Source organism: Micromonospora sp. WMMD1076 (assembly GCF_029581475.1).
Lineage (GTDB): Bacteria > Actinomycetota > Actinomycetes > Mycobacteriales > Micromonosporaceae > Micromonospora > Micromonospora aurantiaca.
Genome location: NZ_CP120862.1, coordinates 2025578 through 2044887, shown reverse-complemented (window position 1 = coordinate 2044887; position 19310 = coordinate 2025578). Strand labels below are relative to the sequence as shown.

Here is a 19310-nt window from a genome sequence, read left to right as displayed (position 1 = left end):
GCCGTCCGCCGGCCGCACCGGCCCGGCGGTATCGTCACCGCCATGACCGACCGCCTCAAGCCCGGCGACCCCGCCCCCGACTTCACCCTCCCCACCGACGACGGCGGCACGCTGTCCCTGTCCGGCCTGCGCGGCCGCAAGGTCATCCTGTACGCGTACCCGGCCGCCATGACGCCGGGCTGCACGAAGCAGGCGTGTGACTTCCGGGACTCGCTCGCCTCCCTCCAGGCCGCCGGCTACGAGGTGGTGGGCATCTCGCCGGACAAGCCGGCGAAGCTCGCCAAGTTCCGCGACCGGGACGCGATCACGTTCCCGCTGGTCTCCGACGAGGACAAGGCGGTACTGACCGCGTACGGCGCGTTCGGCGAGAAGCAGATGTACGGCCGCACGGTCACCGGCGTGATCCGCTCGACGTTCGTGGTGGACGAGAACGGCAAGATCGAGCAGGCGTTCTACAACGTGCGGGCCACCGGCCACGTCGCCAAGCTGCGCCGGGACCTCAGCCTCGACTGAGTTGGCCGCCCGGCCGGGGTCGTCACCACCGGGCCGCCACACCGGCGCCCGTGCGGCGGCAGTGGTGGCGCCGGATGTGGTCTACGATCCGGAGGCTGTGTCACCGGTCCGCAGGCGCCTGCGGCGTCGGCCGGAATGGCCGGTGTTCACCGTGGAGGGGCCGTAGCCCAACGGCAGAGGCATGCGGTTTAGGTCCGCACCAGTGCGGGTTCGAATCCCGCCGGCCCTACCACTCGTTTCGCCGGTGCCACCGGGTGCCGGTGACTGTCGGGAACGTCACGAACGCAGGTTCGGACCGCCCTGCCACGCGCAGGATGGCGTCGTGGACCTGCGTTTCGTACTCGATCCCGACCTGACCCCCGAACTGCGTGAGCAGATCATCGCGCTGTGGGTGGACGTGACGAACGCCGGTGGCGCCGTCGGCTTCGTCGCCCCGGTGACAGCGGACGAGGTACGCCCGCTCGCCACCTCCACGCTCGACGAGGTGGCGGACGGGCCGGACCGGCTGCTCGTCGGCTACGAGGGCGAACAGCCGGTCGCGGTGCTGGTCATCGCCGACAACCGGTTCCACCTCAAGACGCACTGGCGGGTGCTCAAGCGCGTCATGGTGCACCCCGACACGCAGGGACGCGGCCACGGCGCGGCGCTGATGCGCGAGGCCGAGCGGATCGCCCGTGGGCTCGGCCTGGCGGCGCTGCACGTGACGGTCCGTGGCGGCCTGGGCCTGGACCGCTTCTACAAGCGCCTCGGCTACCGCGAGATCGGCCGCCTCCCCGCCGCGCTGCGCCTCTCCCCTGCCGACGCCCGCGACGAGATCCTCATGTGGCTCGACCTCCCCACCTCCCCCTGACCCACCCGCCCCGCCCTGGCCGGCCCGGTCGATCTTGCATTTTCCGCTCCCGCAAAAGCCGCATCCAGGGCAGATCGAGGGCCGCAAGTGCAAGATCAGCGAGAGGGCGGGGGCAGGGCGGGGGTGTCGTGGCTGTTAGGAGCAGGGCACCCGGGCGGGAGGGGCGGCGGCTGCCTGCACCAGGGGTTCCGTCGCGGCTGGGGTGGGGGCGGCGGGGGTGGGCTGCTGCGTGCGGGTCGAAGGGCTGGAGGTCTGGGGTCTGGGTGTGGGGGTCGGCTTCTTCGGGGTGGGTCTGGGGGTGGCGGGATCGGCGCCGTACATGCGGGCCTTGCTGCGCTGCACCTGTCCGGGGAGCATCCGGATGCCGCCGGCGGTCGCGCGGTGGCCGTACACGTCGGTGACCCGGATCTCGTACGGGCCGGGACCGGCCCCGGACGCGATCAGCCAGTAGTTGTAGTCCTGCCGCTGCGCTGCCCGCCACGAGCCGTTCTGCCGTACCTCGACCGAGCGCAGCGGGTTGCCGTGGTCACCGACCAGGACGGCGAACCACCACTGCGACGAGCCCTCCTTCGTCCGGAAGGTGAGCGGGCCGGGCAGCCTCGGGTTCACCACCGCGCGGTAGCTGACCTTCACCACCCCCTGCACCGGGTCGGCGATCCGGGCGAACGCCTCGGCGGAGAGGTCGAGGTGGCCGGGCGCGCACTCCGGGCACTGGTCCATCACCAGCACCCGGACGGTGCCCCGGGGGCCGGTGACGTCGAGGAAGCCGCCGCAGGAGGCGCCGGAGGCGTACTCGCCGGGGCCGAGCGCGACGTACATCCGGTCGGCGGGCGCGGCGGGCCGTGAGCAGTTGCCGCCGGCCCCTTCGGAGTCGTAGAAGGTCGCCTTGCCGCTGCGCGTCGCGCCGCCGACGGGCGGGGCGGCAGCCACCGGCAGGGCGGCGCCGGGCCGCAGAGCGGCGGCCGCGGGCGGAAGGGCGGCCACGGCAGCGCGCGGAGGCGGGGCGGCGCAGGCGGGGGCGGCACCGCCGCGTACCGCGAGGGTCACCGCGACCGCGGCGGCGACTGTGACCAGACCGGCGGCGGCCAGGCGGCGACGCCGCGTGGCGGCGCGGCGACGACCGTCCGGGTCGGCGGATCCGGGCGGGTCGCCGGCTGTCGGCGGGTGGGGTGCGGTGCCGTCGGTCACGACGGTCGATGCTGCCGGACCGGCGTGCCGCCGGACAAGCGAGCTAAGCGAAAGCTAAACCGGGCGCAGGGTACGGGCGGCGGAGACGACACCGGCCAGCCCGCCCGCGAGGTCGGGGTCCTGCCGCAGCGAGTCCTCCAGGCGGACCCGCCAGACGCCGGTCTCGACCGGCAGCCGGGCGTCGCCGGCCCAGCGGACCCGGTCACGGGTCTCGTCCAGGGCCGCCGCCGCGGCGGGGCCCATCAGGGCGCCGAGTTCGCCGCGCAGCCAGCCGAACAGGTGCTCGTCGTGGATCGCCCCGCCGATGACCCGGGCGGCGTCCCACGCCACCCGCGGTTGGTGGATGACCTGCATCTCGACTCCTCGGTCGACTTGGCCTTCCCCACCATCATCGATCCGGCCGGTGCCCGCGGCAAGGCCCGGAGCCGGCCACCTCGCCCGGTCGGCCGCGCGCCTCCGGGGACGTCACCGTCCGGGCGCGGGTCCACACGGTGCCACCCGAATCAGTAGCATCGCGGCATGTCAGATCGCCACCAGCTCACCGATTCCGACCCGCGCGCGCAGGGCTCCGATGTGGAGCCGGGCGGGCCCGTGGAGGAGCAGGCGCCCCGGCGCCGCCGGGGCCGGCGGATCGCCCTGATCGTGCTGCTGGTGGTGGTGCTGCTCACCGGCGGCGGCGCGCTGGCCGGTGGTCTCTACTACCGCTCGGTCGACAAGTCCATCGAGCGGGTCGACGCCTTCGAGGGCGTGCCGGAGGAGTCGCGCCCGCAGGTCGAGGCCAAGGGCGCCATGAACATCATGATCCTGGGCAGCGACTCCCGCGACCCGGAGAGCACCGGCGGCTCGCGCAGCGACACGATCATCCTGGCCCACCTGCCGAAGGACCGGTCGAGCGCCCAGCTCATCTCGATCCCCCGCGACACCTGGACGGCCGTCCCGAAGTCGAAGGAGGGCCGCGGCGGTCGCGACGCGAAGATCAATGCCGCGTACGCCTGGGGCGGCGTGCCGCTGATGGTGCAGACGGTGGAGAAGTTCAGCGGAGTACGGGTGGACAACGTGGCGATGGTCGACTTCGCCGGCTTCAAGGAGATCATCGACGCGCTCGGCGGTGTCGAGATCGACGTGGAGAAGGGCTTCACCACGAAGTACTCGCTGATCGGCACGCGGACCTTCGAGAAGGGCCGGCAGACCATGGACGGGGCCGCCGCGCTGGACTACGCGCGGGAGCGGCACGCCTTCCCCGACGGCGACTTCGCGCGGATCCGGCACCAGCAGCAGGTGATCAAAGCCATTCTGGACAAGGCCGCCTCGGGCGGGGTGCTGACCAACCCGGCCAAGCTCAACTCGTTCGTCCGCGCCACGTCCGACTCGGTCGCTGTCGACAAGTCACTGTCGCTGGTGGACCTCGCGATGGAGATGCGTGGCCTGCGCGGCGGCAACCTGACGTTCTTCACCTGCCCGGTGAAGGGCACCGGCCGGGTCGGCAGTGAGAGCGTCGTGTTCCCCGATCCGGCGCGCTCGAAGACGCTGTTCGACGCGGTGCGCCGCGACTCGGTCCCCGAGATCCTCGCCATCAGCGGAAAGTAGGACGTCGATCTGTCATGCCGGTGCTGGCGGCAGGGCGGGGCCGCTCGTATCCTGCGATCGCCGTCGGTCTCTGCATCCGGGCCGGGGGCGTCACGGGGGAGGATCGGCCATGCCACGCCTGCCGGCGTTCGAGCATCCGTCCGCGCCACCGTCCGGTGTGGCCATGAACACGCCGATGGACAGCGGCCTGGACACGACGACAGTACTGCCGTACGCGGGATCGCGGGCGTCGACGCGTACCCGACGGTTGCGGGCCTGGATGGTGACCGCGCCCATCGACGCCGCGGCGCTGCTCGCGCCGCTGCTGCTGACCCAGAACTACTGGCGCGGGACGTTGTTCAACGCCGCGCTCACCGTGGGGCTGTTCGCCGCGGGCGGGCTCTACCGGCCGCGCCGGCACATCAGCATCCTGGACGAGCTACCGAGCCTCGGCGGCCGGCTGCTGGCCTCCGGCGCGGTGGGGGCGATCATCGCGGCGCTGCGGCACGACTCGGTGCCGTACGTCAGCGGGTTCATGCGCGGCGTCGCGCTCTCCGCCGGCCTGGTGATCGTCGGGCGGGCGCTGAACAGCCGGCTCATCCTGCTGGCCCGCAGGCGCCGGTGGGTGGAGCACAACGCGATAGTGATCGGCGGCGGCCCGATCGGCGGTGAGCTGGCCCGGCTGTTGCGCCGCTACCCGCAGTACGGGCTGCGGTTCGTCGGCGCCGTCGACGCCCCGTCGCGGCCGCGGATCGGCGCTCTGCCGCTCATCGGCACGATCGACGACCTGGAGAAGCTCGCCGAGATGCTGGAGTGCGAGGTCCTGGTCATCGCGGACCCGGACTGCTCCGAGGCCGACCTGATGGAGTCGCTGCTGCGTCCGGCCAGTTCCCGCTGTGACCTGTGGGCGGTGCCGCGCCTGTGGGGCTCGCGGTCGCAGGGCGGATACCCCGACCACATCGGCGCCATCCCGATCGTCAAGATCGGCGACACCACGCTCACCGGTCCCCGGTGGCGGCTCAAGCGTGCCTCCGACGTGGTGTTCGCGGTGACCGCCCTGGTGGCGCTGAGCCCGCTGCTGCTGCTCTGCGCCGTCGCCACGTTCCTCGACGGCGGCCGGGGCGTGTTCTTCCGCCAGGAGCGCGTCGGCCGGTACGGCAAGCCGTTCCACGTGATCAAGTTCCGGTCCATGCGCCCGGCCGACGAGCACGAGTCGCAGACCACCTGGTCCATCGCGCACGACGGGCGGGTCGGCCCGATCGGGCGGTTCATGCGGCGCACCTCGCTGGACGAGCTGCCGCAGCTGTGGAACATCCTGCGCGGCGAGATGAGCGTGGTGGGGCCCCGGCCGGAGCGGCCGTACTTCGTGGAGAAGTTCTCCATGGAATACCCGGGGTACGCGATGCGTCACCGCGTGCCGGTCGGGCTCACCGGTCTGGCGCAGGTCAGCGGCCTCCGCGGGGACACGCCGATCTCGGACCGGGCCCGGTTCGACAACTACTACGTCGAGAACTGGTCGCTCTGGCTGGACATCAAGATCGTGCTGCGTACCGTCACCGAGGTCTTCCGGGGCGGCGGCCGCTAACCGCCGTCGCCGGCCAGCGCCTGCGCCAGGTCCGCCCGCCAGTGGCCCGGCGGCGGCAGCTTCGCCGACGCCCACCGGCCGTGCGCCAGCACGCTGTAGCGGGGGCGCGGCGCCGGACGCGGGAAGCTGTCGCTCGTGGCCGGCCGGACCCGGTCCGGGTCGAGCCCGCGCAGGGCGAAGACGGCGCGGGCCAGGCCGTACCAGGTGGTCTCGCCGGCGGCGGTGCCGTGGTACGTCCCGGGTGCCGCGTCGCCGGCGAGGGCCGCGTCGGCGAGCGCGACGAGACGCTCCGCGAGCCGGTACGACCAGGTGGGCTGCCCGCGTTGGTCGTCCACCACGTCGAGCCGGTCGCGTTCGGCTGCCAGCCGCAGCATCGTGGTGACGAAGTTGCGGCCGTGGGTGGCGTAGAGCCAGGCGGTACGCACCACGTACCCGGTCTCGGGCAGCAGCCGGGCCACCGCCCGCTCCCCGGCGAGCTTGCTGCGCCCGTACGCGTTGACCGGGCCGGTCGGGGCGTCCTCCGGGTACGGCTCGGTGGCGTCACCGCCGAACACGTAGTCGGTGGAGACGTGCACCAGGCGCGCGCCGGACCCGGCACAGGCGCAGGCCAGGGCGGCGACCGCGGCCCCGTTGACGGCTGTGGCGTCCCGCTCGCGCGTCTCGGCGCCGTCGACGTCGGTCCACGCGGCGGCGTTGAGCACCACGTCGTGGCCGCCGACCGCGTCCCGGACCGCCCGGGCGTCGGTGACGTCGAGGCCGGCGCGGCCGGCGGCGGTGACCGACAGGTCCGGCCGGGTCCGCAGCACGGCGAGCAGGTCCCGCCCGAGCATCCCGCCCGCGCCGGTGACGAGGATCCGGGTCATTCGGGGCCGGCCCTCTTCAGCGGCTCCCACCAGGCCCGGTTGTCCCGGTACCAGCGGACCGTCTCGGCCAGGCCGCGGTCGAGGTCGATGCTCGGGGCGTACCCCAGCTCGCTGCTGATCTTGCTGATGTCCAGCGAGTAGCGACGGTCGTGGCCCTTGCGGTCGGTGACCGGCACGACCCGGTCCCAGCCCGCCCCGCACGCCGCCAGGAGGCGCTCGGTGAGCTGCCGGTTGGTCAGCTCGGTGCCGCCGCCGATGTGGTAGACCTCGCCGGCCCGCCCCTTCTCCTGCACCATCGCCACACCCCGGCAGTGGTCGTGCACGTGCAACCAGTCCCGGACGTTGCCGCCGTCGCCGTACAGCGGCACTGTGCCGCCGTCGAGCAGGTTGGTCACGAACAGCGGGACGACCTTCTCCGGGAACTGGTACGGCCCGTAGTTGTTGGAGCAGCGGGTCACCACGACGTCCAGACCGTGGGTGCGGTGGTAGGACAGCGCCAGCAGGTCGGACCCGGCCTTCGAGGCGGAGTACGGCGAGTTCGGCGCCAGCGGCCGGCTCTCCGTCCAGGAGCCGGAGTCGATCGAGCCGTACACCTCGTCGGTGGAGACGTGCACGAACCGGCGGACGCCGTGCCGCAGCGCGGCGTCCAGCAGCGTCTGCGTGCCGAGGACGTTCGTGGTGACGAACGGGGCGGCGCCGGTGATCGACCGGTCCACGTGCGACTCGGCGGCGAAGTGGACGATCACGTCGTGTCCCGGCACCACCTCGTCGACCAGCGCCGGATCGCAGATGTCGCCGCTGACGAAGCGCAGCCGGGGATCGTCGCGCACCGGCGCGAGGTTCGCCAGGTTGCCGGAGTAGGTCAGCCTGTCCAGCACTGTGAGCGCGGCCGGGCCCTCGACCGGTACCCCGGACGCGCCGCCGCCGGGCACGCCCAGCAGCATCCGCGCGTACTCCGACCCGATGAAGCCGGCGCCGCCGGTGACGAGGATCCTCACGGGTCGTGGAGTCTACGCCGTAGCGGCAGCCCGGGCGGGGCGTCGACGGACCACGGGGGCGGCGGCGTCGCGGGTAGTCTCCGCGGGTGCGTGGAATCCTTCTCGCCGGTGGCACCGGATCGCGGCTCTGGCCGATCACCCGGGCCGTCTCCAAGCAACTGATGCCGGTGTTCGACAAGCCGATGGTCTACTACCCGCTCTCCACTCTGGTGATGGCCGGGGTGCGGGAGATCCTGGTGGTGACCACGCCGGACGACCGCGCCCAGTTCGAGCGGCTGCTCGGCGACGGCAGCCAGTGGGGGCTGCGCCTGGCGTACACCGAGCAGCCCCGCCCGGAGGGGATCGCGCAGGCGTTCCTGCTCGGCGCCGACTTCATCGGCGACGAGTCGGTGGCGCTGATCCTCGGCGACAACATCTTCCACGGCGTCGGGCTCGGCCGGCAGCTCGCCCAGCACGGCGAACCGGCCGGTGGGCGCGTCTTCGCGTACCCGGTGGCGAACCCGCAGGACTACGGCGTGGTCGAGTTCGACGACGCCGGCCGGGTGCTGTCGATCGAGGAGAAGCCCGACCACCCCCGGTCCCGGTACGCGGTGCCGGGCCTCTACTTCTACGACAACCGGGTGGTCGACATCGCCCGCAAGCTGACCCCGAGCGCCCGGGGCGAGCTGGAGGTCACCGCGATCAACGAGACGTACCGGGCGTGGGGCGAACTGACGGTGACGGTGCTCGACCGGGGCACCGCGTGGCTGGACACCGGCACGTTCACGTCGATGATGCAGGCCGCCGAGTTCGTTCGGGTGATCGAGGAACGCCAGGGCATGAAGATCGGCTGCGTCGAGGAGGTCGCCTGGCGGTCCGGGCTGATCGACGACGAGCGGCTGCGGATGCTTGCCCATCCGCTAACCCGCAGCGGCTACGGCGAGTACCTGCTGGGCCTGCTGGCCGAGCGGCCCGGGACGGGGAGCGCGTCGTGAAGATCCGTCCGCTGGGCATCGAGGGCGCCTGGGAGGTGACCCCGCGCCGGCACGGCGACGCGCGGGGCCTGTTCCTGGAGTGGTACCGCTCCGACCGGCTCGCCGAGGCGGTCGGCCATCCGCTACGGCTGGCGCAGGCCAACCTGTCCGTCTCGGCGCGGGGCGTGGTGCGCGGCATCCACTTCGCCGACGTACCGCCCGGCCAGGCCAAGTACGTCACCTGCGTACGCGGGGCGGTGCTCGACGTGGTGGTGGACGTGCGGGCCGGCTCGCCGACGTACGGCCGGTGGGAGGCGGTACGCCTCGACGACACCGACCGTCGGGCCGTCTACCTGGCCGAAGGGCTGGGGCACGGGTTATGCGCGCTCACCGACGACGCGATGCTCAGCTACCTCTGCTCCGCCACGTACAACCCGGCGGCCGAGCACACGGTGCACCCGCTGGATCCGGAGCTCGGGATCGACTGGCCGGCGGCGACGCCGCTGCTGTCCGAGCGGGACGCGGCAGCGCCACGCCTGGCCGAGGCGCGGGCGGCGGGTCTGCTGCCCGGCTACGACGCCTGCCGCTCCTTCACCGAAGCGTTGGACACCCGGCCGTCGCTCTGACCCGGCACCCCGGCCGGGTCCTGCGCCACCGTGTCCGGCGCCTCCGCGCCGTCGTCGGGCAGCCCGGCCGCGTCCGGTCCGGTGGCAGCCTCGTCCGGTTCCGGCGACTCCGAAGCAGCCGAATCGGCCGGAACAGCCGGAGCGGCTGGGCGACGGCGCACCGTCGTCGCCCAGAGCGTCCGCACGTCCGCGCTCACCGGCGTACCCGCCCGGCGGTAGCCGAGCACCAGGGCGATGCCGACCCCGACGGCGAGGCCGCCGAGTGCGCCGCCTGCGGCGTACCACTGCCACCGCACCGGCTCCGGACGCGGCGGCGGCGCGGCGGCCCGGACCACCGCGACGTGGGCCTTGAGCCCGAGCCCGGCGGGCGGCAGGTCGCGTTCGGCGATCCGTTGCAGCTCGGCGGCGAGCGCGGCGGCGATCGCCGCGGCCGTGCCGGCGGACCGGTCGGTGACCGCCACGTCGATCGCCAGCGAGTTCACAGTGGACGAGGCGACGACGCGCCCGGCCAGGTCGTCGGTGGTGTACGGCAGTCCGAGCGAGTCGATCACCGGGCGGGTCAGCCGGGGCGTGCTCATCATGGTGGTGTACGTCTTGACCCGCCGCTGCATCAGCCGGCCCGCCTCGTCGGCCGGCGGGCGGGGCCGGGGCGCGGCCGACTTCTCGGCGGCGAACGTGACGAGCATCCGGGTCTCGGCCCGGTAGACCGGCGGCCGGCGTTCGGCGAGGACCCCGGTGAGCGCGCCGCACAGCAGCGTCAGCGCCAGCACGATCGGCCACCGCCTGCCGATCGTGTCGCGGAAGTGGGCGAGGTCCACGACGCGTCACCCTACCGGCGTCGCGGGGCCCCGGGCGTACCCGCCCGCCGGGTCCATTGCGCGGCGGCGCTCATGTCGGGTAGAACAGGCCCGCACACATCCGCGCATCTTGGGGGAAGACGAGTGGATTCCGCGTGGCCGGCTCGTGGCCGGTGCCGGCACCTGGGCGCCCGGTGTTAGGCCGGGTCCGGCGGATCGTCTCCCCCGAGCGTCTTTATCTGGTCGCACTGGGCCTGACCGGGCTCGCCGCGCTGGTGTCGGTGACGCTGCCGGCGGCGGAACGCGGCGAACTCGCGGCGAACATGGTGAGCGCCACAGTGGGCGCGGCGCTCGGCGGCCTGTCCGTGGACACGTTCCTGCTGTCCCGCCCGGCCGGCTGGATCATGTCGCGCGGTCGCCTGTGGATCGCCGGTATCCTCGCCGTCTCGCTCGGCCTGACCGCGCTGGCCGCGGCGCTGCTGACCACGCTGGCCGGGCTGGGCAGCCACCCGGTGGGCATCGGGGCGGGTTGCGCGCTCACCGTGTTCAACACCGCTGCCTCGCTCGGCCTGCGCCTCAAGCGGTTCTGGTTCGTCTATACCATGCGGGCGCTCGGCGGCGCGGTGCTGGTGGCCGGGTACGGGCTGCTCTGGCTGGGCCACCGGCTCGACGGTGGCCTGTGGAGCGTGCTCTGGCTGGGCGTCCAGGTCACCACCGCCACCGTGCTCGGGGTGGCGGTGCTGGGCTGGGCGCGGCGGTTCGGGCCGGTGCCGGCGGCGACGGCGGGGCGCACGGAGTACCGCGCCGACCTGCTCGCGGTGGGCCGGCTGCACGTCGGGGTGTGTGCGCAGATGCTGACGTACCGGCTCAGCCAGGTTCTGGTGGCCCGCTTCGCCGGAGCGGGCGCGCTCGGCGTGTTCGCGCTGGCGGTGGCGGCGCTGGAGTTCGCCCAGTCCGGCGCGGTGGTACGGGCGCAGCGGATCCTGGCCGAGCGTGACCCGGACGCGGTCGGCGACCACGGCCGCGAGGTCGTCCGCTCGGCGCTGCCGATCGCCGCGCTCGCCGTGATCGGCCTGGCGGTGCTCGGCGTGCTGGCGCCCGACTACCGGGACGCCTGGACCTTCGGGCTTCTCCTGCTGCCGGGGACGCTGGCGTTGTCGGCCGGCAAGACGTGGAGCGCGGCGCTGCTCAAGCGCGCCGGGGAGCAGGCCACCACCGCCGTGGCCCTGGTCACCATGTCGGTGTCGGTGGTGCTGTACGTTCTGCTCATCCCGTGGGCCGGCGCGCTCGGCGCCGCGGTCGCGTCGTCGGTCGCCTACGGCGTCTACGCGTTGCGCACCCGGCAGCGACTCCAGCGGTCCACGCACCTCCTCGTCAATCGGATGGCCTAGCGGTGGACGTCTCAATCGTCGTGTTGACCTGGGAAGACTTCGAGCGCACCGACGGCTGCGTCCGCTCGCTCCCCGAGGGTGTGGAAGCCGTCGTGGTGGACAACGGCAGCGCCGCCGTGATCAGCGACGAGCTGCGGGCCATGTGCGCCGAGACCGGCGCCCGGTACGTGCGCTCGGAGACGAACCTCGGCTACGCCAAGGGCATGAACCTCGGTGTCCGGCACAGCACCCGGTCCCGGGTGGTCCTGTCCAACAACGACATCCTGGTGCGGCCGGGCGCGATCGAGCGGCTCGTGGCCGAGCTGGACGACCCGGCCGTCGGCGCGGCGTTCCCGAAGGTGCTCGACGCGACCGGCCGGGACCAGACCGCCGCCGGCCGGTTCCTCACTGTGGGCACCGGCGTCGCGCACGCCACCGGGCTCAGCCTGGTGTTCCCGAGGCTGCGGATCGTGGCCCCGCCGGAGCGGGGCGACTGGCTCTCCGGGCCGTTCGTGGCGATGCGGCGGGAGACGCTGGACCGGATCGGCGGGGTGGACGAGTCGTCGTTCTTCTACTCCGAGGACCTGCGGCTGTGCTGGGCGGTGCGCCGGCTGGGGCTGCGCCTGGCGTACCTGCCGGACGCCGTGGTCACGCACGAGGACGACGCGAGCGCGAAGCGCCGGTGGGCGGCCGAGGAGATCTCCCGCCGGCAGACCCGGGAGTTCATCCGGGCCAGCCGTGAACTGGCCGGGTGGCGGGGCGCTGTGGCCTGCTCCGCGTACACGCTGGGGGTCCTCGCCCGGGCGGCGGTGGGTGGCGGGCCGGCGCGGCGGGCGATCGCCCGCGGCGCCCTGGAAGGCATGGGCGTCCGATGAGAGTGCTGTTCGTCTGCACCACCGGCGGGTCGGGGCGGCGGCAGCTCGGTGGCGCCGAGCGCTTCCTGATCGAGATGCTGCCGGCGCTCGCGGCCCGCGGCGTCGACGTGGTCGCCGCCACGCCCGACGACGAGGTCGCCGCGGCGTTGCGGGACGCGGGCGTGCCGTGGCGTCCGCTGGGCGCGGCCAAGCGGGTGGACCTCGGGTACGCGCGCGGCATCCGCGCCCTGGTCGAGGAGCTGCGGCCGGACGTGGTGAGCGCGCACCTGCTCTCCGCCGCGATGCACGCCCGCGCCGGGCTGGGCGTGCGGGGCCGCCGCACGCCGCTGGTGGTGACGCTGCACAACAGCCTCTGGCAGTACCGCGACACGGCGGAGACGCTGCGCGCGAAGGCCGCGGTGCAGGCCAACATCAGCACCGACCTGATGTTCCGGCGGCTGCGGCCGCACGCGACGGTCGCGGTCTCCGGCTTCGAGGCCCACGAGCTTCGGGTACGCGGGCGGATCCGCGACGTGCGGGTGATTCCGAACCCGCTGCCCGCCATCTGGCCGCAGGTCACCGACACCGGCAGCCTCGCGCCGGACGGCCCGGTCCGGGTCGGCTTCCTCGGCCGGCTGGAACGGGAGAAGGGCGCCGACCTGCTCGCGGACGTCGCCGCCGCGCTGCCCGACGTGGAGTTCCTGGTCGCCGGCGCGGGCACCGCCGACGTCGCGGAGCGGCCGAACCTGCACCTGGTCGGCCGGGTCGACGCCGCGCCGTTCCTGCAACGGCTGCACTGCCTGCTGGTGCCGTCCCGGGTGGAGGCGTTCGGGCGCAGCGCGCTGGAGGCGATGTCGCTGGGTGTGCCGGTGGTGCACTCCGGCGCGGGCGGCCTGACCGAGGTGACAGCCGCCGGTGACGGCGTGCTCGCGTACCGGGCGGACCTGACGCCGCAGGCGCTGGCCGCCGCCGTGCGGACGGCCACCGACCCGGCCGCGTGGGACGAGCGGCGGCGCGAGCTGGCCCGGCGGTACGCGGACCGGCACTCGTTCGACGGATGCGTGGACACCTGGCACGACCTGTACCGGACGGTCACCCGTGGCAGCCGCTGAGCGACGCCTCTGGTCGGTCGGGATCCCGTTCGCGCTCGGCGCGGCCCTGCTGCTGGCGACAGTCGACACCGGGATCGCCGTCGCGCTCGCGCTGGCGGTCGGCACGCTGCTCGCCGCGCGCCTGCGGATGTGGGCGCTCGCCGCCTGCGCCGCCGTCTGGACCGCCGCGCTGCTCGCCGTGCGGGTGCTGCCCGGCCCGTACGACTCGTGGGCCGGTCGCGGCGTGCTGCCGGTGCTCGCCGGTTACGTCACCGTCTTCCTGCTGGCCTGGGCGGTCGGCCGACGGCTAATCGACAGGCGGGACGACGGCGAACGGTCCCGTCCGGCGCTGTCCTGGCCGTCCGAACGGCGCCTGCTGACGTACCTGTTCGTGCTGCTCGGCATCGCGCTGGTGACCGCGACGATCCGGTTCCGGGGAACAGTGCCGCCGCTGCTGGCCGACAACCCGGACGCCGCCCGGCAGGTGCTGCGCGAACAGTCCAACCTGGTCGTCGGGCTGCTGTCCGAGGCGTGGACGCTCGGCATGGCCGTCTCGCTGCTGCGCGCGTTGTCCGCGCGCGGCCGGGCGCTGCCTGTGTACTACGCGCTCACCGCTGTCTTCACAGTCGGCGCGGCGCTGGGCGCGAGCAAGAACTCGGTGCTGGTGGGCATCGCGCCCGCGCTGATCGCGGCGCTGTCGGTCCGCCGTACCCGGGGACGGGCCGCGTCGTTCCTGGCCGCGCGGACGCCCGTGGTGTTGCTGATCGGCGCGGTGGCGCTCGGCGCGGCGGTGTTCCTCGGCGGGCAGCGCACCATGGCCGGCACCGGCGCGTTCGAGACCGAGTTCCGGGCCCGCTACGGCAGCAACGCGCTCACCAGCAGTGCCGGATCGCTCGACCTGTCGCTGAGTTCGTCCACCGAGACGTTCGGGCGGGTGTGGTCGCAGCGGGAGCACCTGGAACCCCGGTACGGCACGTACTCGCTGACGTTCCTCGGCTCCCGGGTCGAGCCGATCGTCGGCAAGGCGGACCTGTACGGGCTGACGTCCCAGCTCAGCCAGCCGTACCTGATGAACACCGCGACGTTCGTGGCCATCCCGCTGCTCGACTACGGCCCACTGGGGGCGGTGTTCTTCCTGGCCGCGCTGGGGCTGGCGGTGGGCGCGACCGAGCGGTGGTTCGAGTTCTCCCGCGCGCCGGCCGGGCAGCTGGCGCGGGCGTTCGTCGTCTACTTCGCGCTGTTCGGCGTCTACGAGTTGTATCCGCTGATCTATCCGACCTGGCTGAGCCTGGTGCCCGGCCTCTGGGTGCTGCACCGGCTGGGCAGGAGCGCGGTATGACGTTCGACGGGCTCACAGTGGTCACCGTCCTCTACCGGTCCGCCGGCATGCTCGCCGAGACGTTGCCGACCTGGGTACGCAGCGCCGGTGACCTGCCGGTCCGGTTCGTCTTCGCGGACAACTGGCCCTCCGACGGATGCGCCGAGGTGATCGCCGGGAGTCTGCCCGCCGACCGGTACGCGTACCTGCCCGACTCCACCAACCCGGGTTTCGCGGCCGGCTGCAACCGGGCGGCGGCGACGGTCACCACGAGTCACCTGCTGCTGCTGAACCCGGACGTGTGGCTGCCCGACGACGCGCTGGCCCGGATCTGCGCCGCCGTCGCCGCCGACCCGGACGCCCCGATCGCTGTCGGCCTCGCCATGCACGGCGGCGAGTACGTGGGCATCGACCTGAACCCGGTGTCGCTGTTCATCGACAGGCGGTCCACCGCGGGCCGCGCCCCGCTCGGCCCGTCCGGCGGCGCGGCGGTCTTCCCGACCGAGCTGTATCGCCGGTTCGGCGGCTTCGACGAGCACCTGTTCGCCTGGGGCGAGGACGCCGACCTGGCGTTCCGGCTCTACGCCTCCGGGCTGCGCACGCGCGGGCTGGACGTGGTGCTGCCGCACGCGGGCGGGCACAGCGTGGACGGCGACGACCGGTTGCCGGGGTTCCGGGCGTTCCTGCTGGCCCGCAACCGGCTGCTGGTCGCGTCCCGCACGTTCACCTGGCCGCTGCTGCTCGTGGCGGTGCCGGTGCTGGCGCTCGCACACCTCGCGCTCGCCGCCCGGCGGGTCCGGCAGGGCCTGCTGCGCCCGTTCCTGCGCGGCGTCGGACGGGGGCTGGCCGAAGGGCCGGCGGCCCGCCGCCGCTGGACCGGGCCGCGGTTCGGGTTCGCGTCCCTGCTCGGCTACCTGACCGCTCGGAGGGCGTGATGACGGCACAGCCGTGGACAGTGGTGACTGTCGCCTACCACTCGGCGGACACGCTGCGCCGCTGCTGGCGCGGTCCGAAGCCGTACGAGTGGCTGGTCGTCGACAACGCCTCGGCCGACGACTCGGCGGCGGTCGCCGAGGAGCTGGGCGCGCGGGTGATCCGGCTGCCGGAGAACGTCGGCTTCTCCCGCGCCAACAACGTCGCGTTGCGCCAGGCGACCGGCCGGTACGTGTTGTTCGCCAACCCGGACCTGGAGGTGCGCCCGGACGGACTCGACGCCCTGGCCCGGCACCTGGACACGCACGGCGGACTGGTCGCGCCGCAACTGCTCGGCACCGACGGCACACCGCAGGCCAACGGGCGCGGCTTCCCGTACGCGACGGCGAAGCTCGGCAACCGGAAGGTGTGGCCGCTGTCCCGGCTGCACGCCTCGTACCGGCTGGTGGCCGCGCCCGGCGAGACGCGCCACGTGGCCTGGGTGATGGGCGCGGCGGTGGCCGGCCGGACCGCCGACGTCATCGAGCTGGGCGGATGGAACGAGCGGTTCTTCCTCTACTACGAGGACCACGAGCTGGGGCTACGCGCCTGGCGGCACGGGATGCCGGTGGCGGTGCTCGGTGACGCGCGGTGGACCCACCACTGGGCCCGCGCGACCAACTCGGTGCGCTGGTCCCCTGCGCACACGCTGGAGCTGCGCAGCGCCCGGACGTTCTTCGGCATGTTCCCGGAGTTCCTGGTCGGCCTGCCGCGACCGGCACTCCGGCACCGCCGGGCCGCCGGGCTGGTCGGCACTGCGGTCTCCGCCGCTCCGTCCACGCCGGAACGCGCCGACCAGTGATCGAAGCCGGTCGCGGGGCCGCTGACGTGAATGACGCTTTGATACCGTCTCGCCGTGTCCGTGACACGCCCGGCCTTCTCCCCCTCGATGGCGCCCGCGTCGGCGACGCCGGTTCCGTCGCGGCCGGGCACACCGGTGGCGTTCGTCGCGCTCGCGCGGGACCGGCTGAACCGGTCCCCGTACTGGTCCGTCGCGGGCCTGCTGGTCGCGCTGGGCGCCGTGCTGCGGATCCGGCAGTGGGCGTACGCGCGCAGCTTCTGGAGCGACGAGCTGTACGTGGCGCACAACATCCGGGAGCGCGGCTACCTGGACCTGTTGCAGCCGTTGGCGTTCAGCCAGTCCGCGCCGCCCGGCTGGCTGTGGCTGGAACGGCTCGCGTTCGAGCAGTTCGGCGACGGTGAGCGGGCGCTACGGCTGGTGCCGCTGCTGTTCGGGCTGGCGCTGCTGCCGCTCGTGGCCTGGCTCGGCCGGGCACTCCTGCCGCCGCTCGCCGCGCTGGCGGCGCTGCTGCTGGTCGCCGTCGCGCCGTTCCTGATCGGTTACTCCAACGAGCTGAAGCAGTACAGCGCCGAGGCGTTCGGCGTCACGCTCGTGGTCGGGCTGGCGCTGTTGCTCGTCCGGGACGGCGTCACCTGGGCCGGGTCGGCGGTGTTCTGGTCGGTCGCGGCGGTCATGGCGTTCGTCAGCACCTTGTCCATTCCGGTCACCGGCGCGCTCGGCGTGCTGCTCGGCGGGTACGCGCTGTCCCGCCCGGACCGGCGGTGGGCGAGCAGGTGGCGGGAGGTGGGCCGGTTCCTCGCCCCGGCGCCGGCCTGGGGCGTGGTCGCGCTCGTGGTGTACGTGCTGTTCCTGGCGCCGGGGCTCGCCGATCCGCAGCTCGCCGCGTACTGGCGGGCAAAGTCGATCTATCCGGCGCACTCGCTCACCGATCTGGCCGCCACTGTGGAATGGCTCGCGGCGACGTACCGGAGTCTCGCCACGGTGCCGTTCGTCGCCTGGTCGGCGTGGGTCGTCGTACCGCTGCTGGTGCTGGGTGCGGCCGCCGGGCTGCGCCGGCTCTCCACCGTGGCGGTGCTGGTGCTACTCACGCCGCTGGCGGCCGGCCTGGCCGGCGCGGCCGTGTCGGTCTACCCGTTCAACGGCCGGCTGGCGCTCTACGCGGTGCCGGCTTGCCTGCTGCTCGCCGCGCTCGCCGTCGCACCGCCACCGATGCGAGCCGGCCTGCCCGCCCGGATCAGGTGGGTGGCCGGGGTGGTGCTGCTGCTCGCGCTCGCCGTTCCGCAGCTGGCCACCGCCGTGGTGGCGACAGTGCATCCGGCGCGGGCCTTCGCCCAGGGCGGCGGCGCGAACGCCGTCGACTACCGGGGCGCACTGGGCTATCTGGCTGACAAGCGCCGACCGGGTGACCTGGTGCTGGCCACCACAGTGTCGTGGAACGCCCAGGCCTGGTACGGCCCGGCGGCGGACGCCTACGTGGTCGCGGCCGGCCCCGGCGGTTGCCCGGGGCGGACGGTGTCGGCGCTGCTGCCCGGACGGTCCCGGGTCTGGCTGTTCCAGGCCACCGACTGGGCCGACGGGGCGAACCGGGATGTCATCGTCCGGCTCGGCGGCAGCGGCGTGGCGGTCACCGAGCGGCAGTTCGGCGGGGCGCGCGTGGTCCGCTTCGACCTGGCCGCGGGCGTCACCAAGGGCAGCGACGTCTGCCTGGTGCCGCCGCCGAACGGCGCGGCTGTCCGTTAGCCGTCTAGCTGTGCCTCTGCCAGAGGTCGCGCAGGGCGTCCCAGTTGCCGCCGAGCCCGGCGCCGCACGGCGTCTCCATGTAGATCGCGCTCGTGTCGTCGTCGCGACCCCACCAGATGCCGCAGACCGGGCGGCCGTCCTGGCCGTTGCCGGCGTACTCGACGTAGCCGCCCTGCGCCCCGCTGACGCCGCCGGTGGCCGGACCGGCCTCCCGCATGCCCGGCGCGAGCGCCCGGCCGATGATGCCCATCTGCTGGCGGAAGGCGCGCGCCGCCTCCTTCTTCTCGGCCGACTCGTACTCGGCGAAGTGCACCGACACTCCCAGGTAGCGGCAGAAGACGTGCTGCTTCTCGCCCGCGGAGAGCCCGGGGCCGCTCTTCTCGGTGTTGATCGCGCAACCGCCCACCCCGTCGAGCCACGGCTCGGCGATCGGCATGAGCGTGGCGTCGAACTTCGCCTTGTTCAGCGACTGCTGGGTGGCCTCGTAGAGAGCCGGGGAGGCGCTGGCCGCCGGAGTGGACGGTTCGCCACCGTCGGCGAGCGACCGCCCGGCGAGCAGCCCGGCGCCGCCGGCCAGTACCGCCGCCATGACCAGGCCGCCGATCCACAGTCCGGTACGGCTCTTGGGCGGGCGGGCGACCGGTGCGATCCGGGGACCGCCGGTCGGCGCGAGCGGATCCGGGGCGGTGGCCTGGGCCGGGATCGCCGGCACCGGCATGCCCGGCGACACCGGCATGCCGGGTGACACGGGTGCGCCGGACGAGACGGGCGCGCCGGAGACCGGCTGCTGCGGCGTCATCGCCCACGGCTGCGGGCTCCACGGCAACTGCGGCGGGGACGAGACCTGCTGCGGCGGCGCGGACACCGGCGGGGGCGGCGGGAGGATCTCGGCGGTGGCGGTGCGCTGGTAGTCCATGCCCAGGCTGCGGAACAGCCGCTCGGCCGCGCCGTCCTCTTCGGACGGGTACGCCACCCAGGGCTGGCCGGCGGCGAAGTCGGAGTTGACGTACCGGTGGCCGCCAGGTGTCTGGGCCAGTACGTTCGCCGCGTTGGTGAACGCCTCGCGCCAGCGCTGGTCGCCGGCTGCGGCGCCGTCCAGGACCGCCACGGTCAGCGCGCGGTCCTGCCCGTCGAGTGCGGCCCAGGCCCTGCCGACCTGGCACTCGCCCAGCACCTCGGTGAACCTGTACGGACCTTCCGGCTGCATGCCCCACTCCTCTGCTC

General features: G+C 73.9%; 19 protein-coding genes and 1 tRNA gene. 14 read left to right on the top strand and 6 right to left on the bottom strand.

The genetic code is table 11. From position 1 onward, the window contains the following. Positions 1-42: 42 nt before the first annotated feature. From bcp to O7622_RS09995, 3 genes are all read left to right on the top strand, one after another. The gene (gene bcp, locus O7622_RS10005; protein WP_282313067.1) at positions 43-513 is read left to right on the top strand and encodes a thioredoxin-dependent thiol peroxidase; all 471 of its coding nucleotides are present in this window, start codon (positions 43-45) and stop codon (positions 511-513) included. Between the two features lie 156 nt (positions 514-669). Next, positions 670-745: transfer RNA gene (locus O7622_RS10000), tRNA-Leu, on the top strand. Between the two features lie 90 nt (positions 746-835). Further along, positions 836-1363 (top strand): GNAT family N-acetyltransferase, encoded by a 528-nt coding sequence (locus tag O7622_RS09995; RefSeq protein ID WP_282313066.1) that lies wholly within the window; start codon positions 836-838, stop codon positions 1361-1363. Between the two features lie 135 nt (positions 1364-1498). Here the strand turns inward: O7622_RS09995 and O7622_RS09990 are convergent, their stop codons facing one another. Together O7622_RS09990 and O7622_RS09985 are read right to left on the bottom strand one after the other, a co-directional pair. Next, on the bottom strand, positions 1499-2551 hold the full coding sequence (locus tag O7622_RS09990; RefSeq protein ID WP_282313065.1) for an expansin EXLX1 family cellulose-binding protein: 1053 nt from the start codon (positions 2549-2551) through the stop codon (positions 1499-1501). 54 nt (positions 2552-2605) lie between these two features. Then, positions 2606-2905, bottom strand: coding sequence for a hypothetical protein (locus O7622_RS09985; protein ID WP_282313064.1), 300 nt, complete (start codon positions 2903-2905; stop codon positions 2606-2608). Positions 2906-3070: 165 nt separating this feature from the next. Here O7622_RS09985 and O7622_RS09980 point away from each other — a divergent pair, with 165 nt between their 5' ends. Together O7622_RS09980 and O7622_RS09975 are read left to right on the top strand one after the other, a co-directional pair. Next, the gene (locus O7622_RS09980; protein WP_282313063.1) at positions 3071-4138 is read left to right on the top strand and encodes an LCP family protein; all 1068 of its coding nucleotides are present in this window, start codon (positions 3071-3073) and stop codon (positions 4136-4138) included. Positions 4139-4247: 109 nt separating this feature from the next. Then, positions 4248-5702, top strand: a complete 1455-nt coding sequence (locus tag O7622_RS09975) for a sugar transferase (RefSeq protein ID WP_282313062.1) — start codon at positions 4248-4250, stop codon at positions 5700-5702. On the opposite strand, the gene rfbD is transcribed toward O7622_RS09975, so the two are convergent. Continuing rightward, on the bottom strand, positions 5699-6565 hold the full coding sequence (rfbD, locus tag O7622_RS09970; RefSeq protein ID WP_282313061.1) for a dTDP-4-dehydrorhamnose reductase: 867 nt from the start codon (positions 6563-6565) through the stop codon (positions 5699-5701). The two genes, O7622_RS09975 and rfbD, sit on opposite strands and share 4 nt — an antisense overlap. After that, on the bottom strand, positions 6562-7563 hold the full coding sequence (gene rfbB / locus O7622_RS09965; RefSeq protein WP_282313060.1) for a dTDP-glucose 4,6-dehydratase: 1002 nt from the start codon (positions 7561-7563) through the stop codon (positions 6562-6564). Before rfbB ends, rfbD begins: the two co-directional genes overlap by 4 nt. 86 nt (positions 7564-7649) lie before the next feature. On the opposite strand from rfbB, the gene rfbA reads away from it, so the two are divergent. Continuing rightward, on the top strand, positions 7650-8537 hold the full coding sequence (gene rfbA, locus O7622_RS09960) for a glucose-1-phosphate thymidylyltransferase RfbA (protein ID WP_282313059.1): 888 nt from the start codon (positions 7650-7652) through the stop codon (positions 8535-8537). After that, positions 8534-9142, top strand: a complete 609-nt coding sequence (gene rfbC / locus O7622_RS09955) for a dTDP-4-dehydrorhamnose 3,5-epimerase (protein WP_282313058.1) — start codon at positions 8534-8536, stop codon at positions 9140-9142. Before rfbA ends, rfbC begins: the two co-directional genes overlap by 4 nt. Here the strand turns inward: rfbC and O7622_RS09950 are convergent. Further along, the gene (locus O7622_RS09950) at positions 9088-9960 is read right to left on the bottom strand and encodes a lipopolysaccharide biosynthesis protein (protein ID WP_282313057.1); all 873 of its coding nucleotides are present in this window, start codon (positions 9958-9960) and stop codon (positions 9088-9090) included. The two genes, rfbC and O7622_RS09950, sit on opposite strands and share 55 nt — an antisense overlap. Positions 9961-10133: 173 nt before the next feature. Here O7622_RS09950 and O7622_RS09945 point away from each other — a divergent pair, with 173 nt between their 5' ends. From O7622_RS09945 to O7622_RS09915, 7 genes are read left to right on the top strand one after another with little or no spacing between them, the layout of a single operon-like run. Then, entirely contained in the window at positions 10134-11330 is a 1197-nt protein-coding gene (locus O7622_RS09945) for a hypothetical protein (protein WP_282313056.1), read from the top strand. A 2-nt stretch (positions 11331-11332) separates the two neighbouring features. After that, positions 11333-12184, top strand: a complete 852-nt coding sequence (locus O7622_RS09940; protein WP_282313055.1) for a glycosyltransferase family 2 protein — start codon at positions 11333-11335, stop codon at positions 12182-12184. Beyond that, positions 12181-13275 carry a glycosyltransferase family 4 protein gene (locus tag O7622_RS09935; RefSeq protein WP_282313054.1) on the top strand — a complete coding sequence of 365 codons (1095 nt, stop codon included), beginning with the start codon at positions 12181-12183 and terminating at the stop codon, positions 13273-13275. Before O7622_RS09940 ends, O7622_RS09935 begins: the two co-directional genes overlap by 4 nt. Continuing rightward, on the top strand, positions 13262-14593 hold the full coding sequence (locus O7622_RS09930) for a hypothetical protein (protein WP_282313053.1): 1332 nt from the start codon (positions 13262-13264) through the stop codon (positions 14591-14593). The genes O7622_RS09935 and O7622_RS09930 overlap by 14 nt, the downstream gene beginning before the upstream one ends. After that, a complete protein-coding gene (locus tag O7622_RS09925; RefSeq protein ID WP_282313052.1) occupies positions 14590-15507 on the top strand; it encodes a glycosyltransferase in 918 nt (305 codons plus the stop codon). Before O7622_RS09930 ends, O7622_RS09925 begins: the two co-directional genes overlap by 4 nt. Continuing rightward, on the top strand, positions 15507-16346 hold the full coding sequence (locus tag O7622_RS09920) for a glycosyltransferase (RefSeq protein ID WP_282313051.1): 840 nt from the start codon (positions 15507-15509) through the stop codon (positions 16344-16346). The genes O7622_RS09925 and O7622_RS09920 overlap by 1 nt, the downstream gene beginning before the upstream one ends. Before the next feature lie 54 nt (positions 16347-16400). Then, on the top strand, positions 16401-18086 hold the full coding sequence (locus O7622_RS09915; RefSeq protein WP_282313050.1) for a glycosyltransferase family 39 protein: 1686 nt from the start codon (positions 16401-16403) through the stop codon (positions 18084-18086). Between the two features lie 4 nt (positions 18087-18090). Here the strand turns inward: O7622_RS09915 and O7622_RS09910 are convergent, their stop codons facing one another. Continuing rightward, entirely contained in the window at positions 18091-19293 is a 1203-nt protein-coding gene (locus O7622_RS09910; protein ID WP_282313049.1) for a hypothetical protein, read from the bottom strand. Between the last annotated feature and the right edge of the window lie 17 nt (positions 19294-19310).

Excerpts from the sequence above, each read along its gene's own strand:
- bcp (WP_282313067.1), top strand. The coding sequence starts at position 43 with ATGACCGACCGCCTCAAGCCCGGCGACCCCGCCCCCGACTTCACCCTC.
- O7622_RS09985 (WP_282313064.1), bottom strand. The coding sequence starts at position 2,905 with ATGCAGGTCATCCACCAACCGCGGGTGGCGTGGGACGCCGCCCGGGTC.
- O7622_RS09980 (WP_282313063.1), top strand. The coding sequence starts at position 3,071 with ATGTCAGATCGCCACCAGCTCACCGATTCCGACCCGCGCGCGCAGGGC.
- O7622_RS09975 (WP_282313062.1), top strand. The coding sequence starts at position 4,248 with ATGCCACGCCTGCCGGCGTTCGAGCATCCGTCCGCGCCACCGTCCGGT.
- rfbD (WP_282313061.1), bottom strand. The coding sequence starts at position 6,565 with ATGACCCGGATCCTCGTCACCGGCGCGGGCGGGATGCTCGGGCGGGAC.
- O7622_RS09935 (WP_282313054.1), top strand. The coding sequence starts at position 12,181 with ATGAGAGTGCTGTTCGTCTGCACCACCGGCGGGTCGGGGCGGCGGCAG.
- O7622_RS09925 (WP_282313052.1), top strand. The coding sequence starts at position 14,590 with ATGACGTTCGACGGGCTCACAGTGGTCACCGTCCTCTACCGGTCCGCC.
- O7622_RS09920 (WP_282313051.1), top strand. The coding sequence starts at position 15,507 with ATGACGGCACAGCCGTGGACAGTGGTGACTGTCGCCTACCACTCGGCG.
- O7622_RS09910 (WP_282313049.1), bottom strand. The coding sequence starts at position 19,293 with ATGCAGCCGGAAGGTCCGTACAGGTTCACCGAGGTGCTGGGCGAGTGC.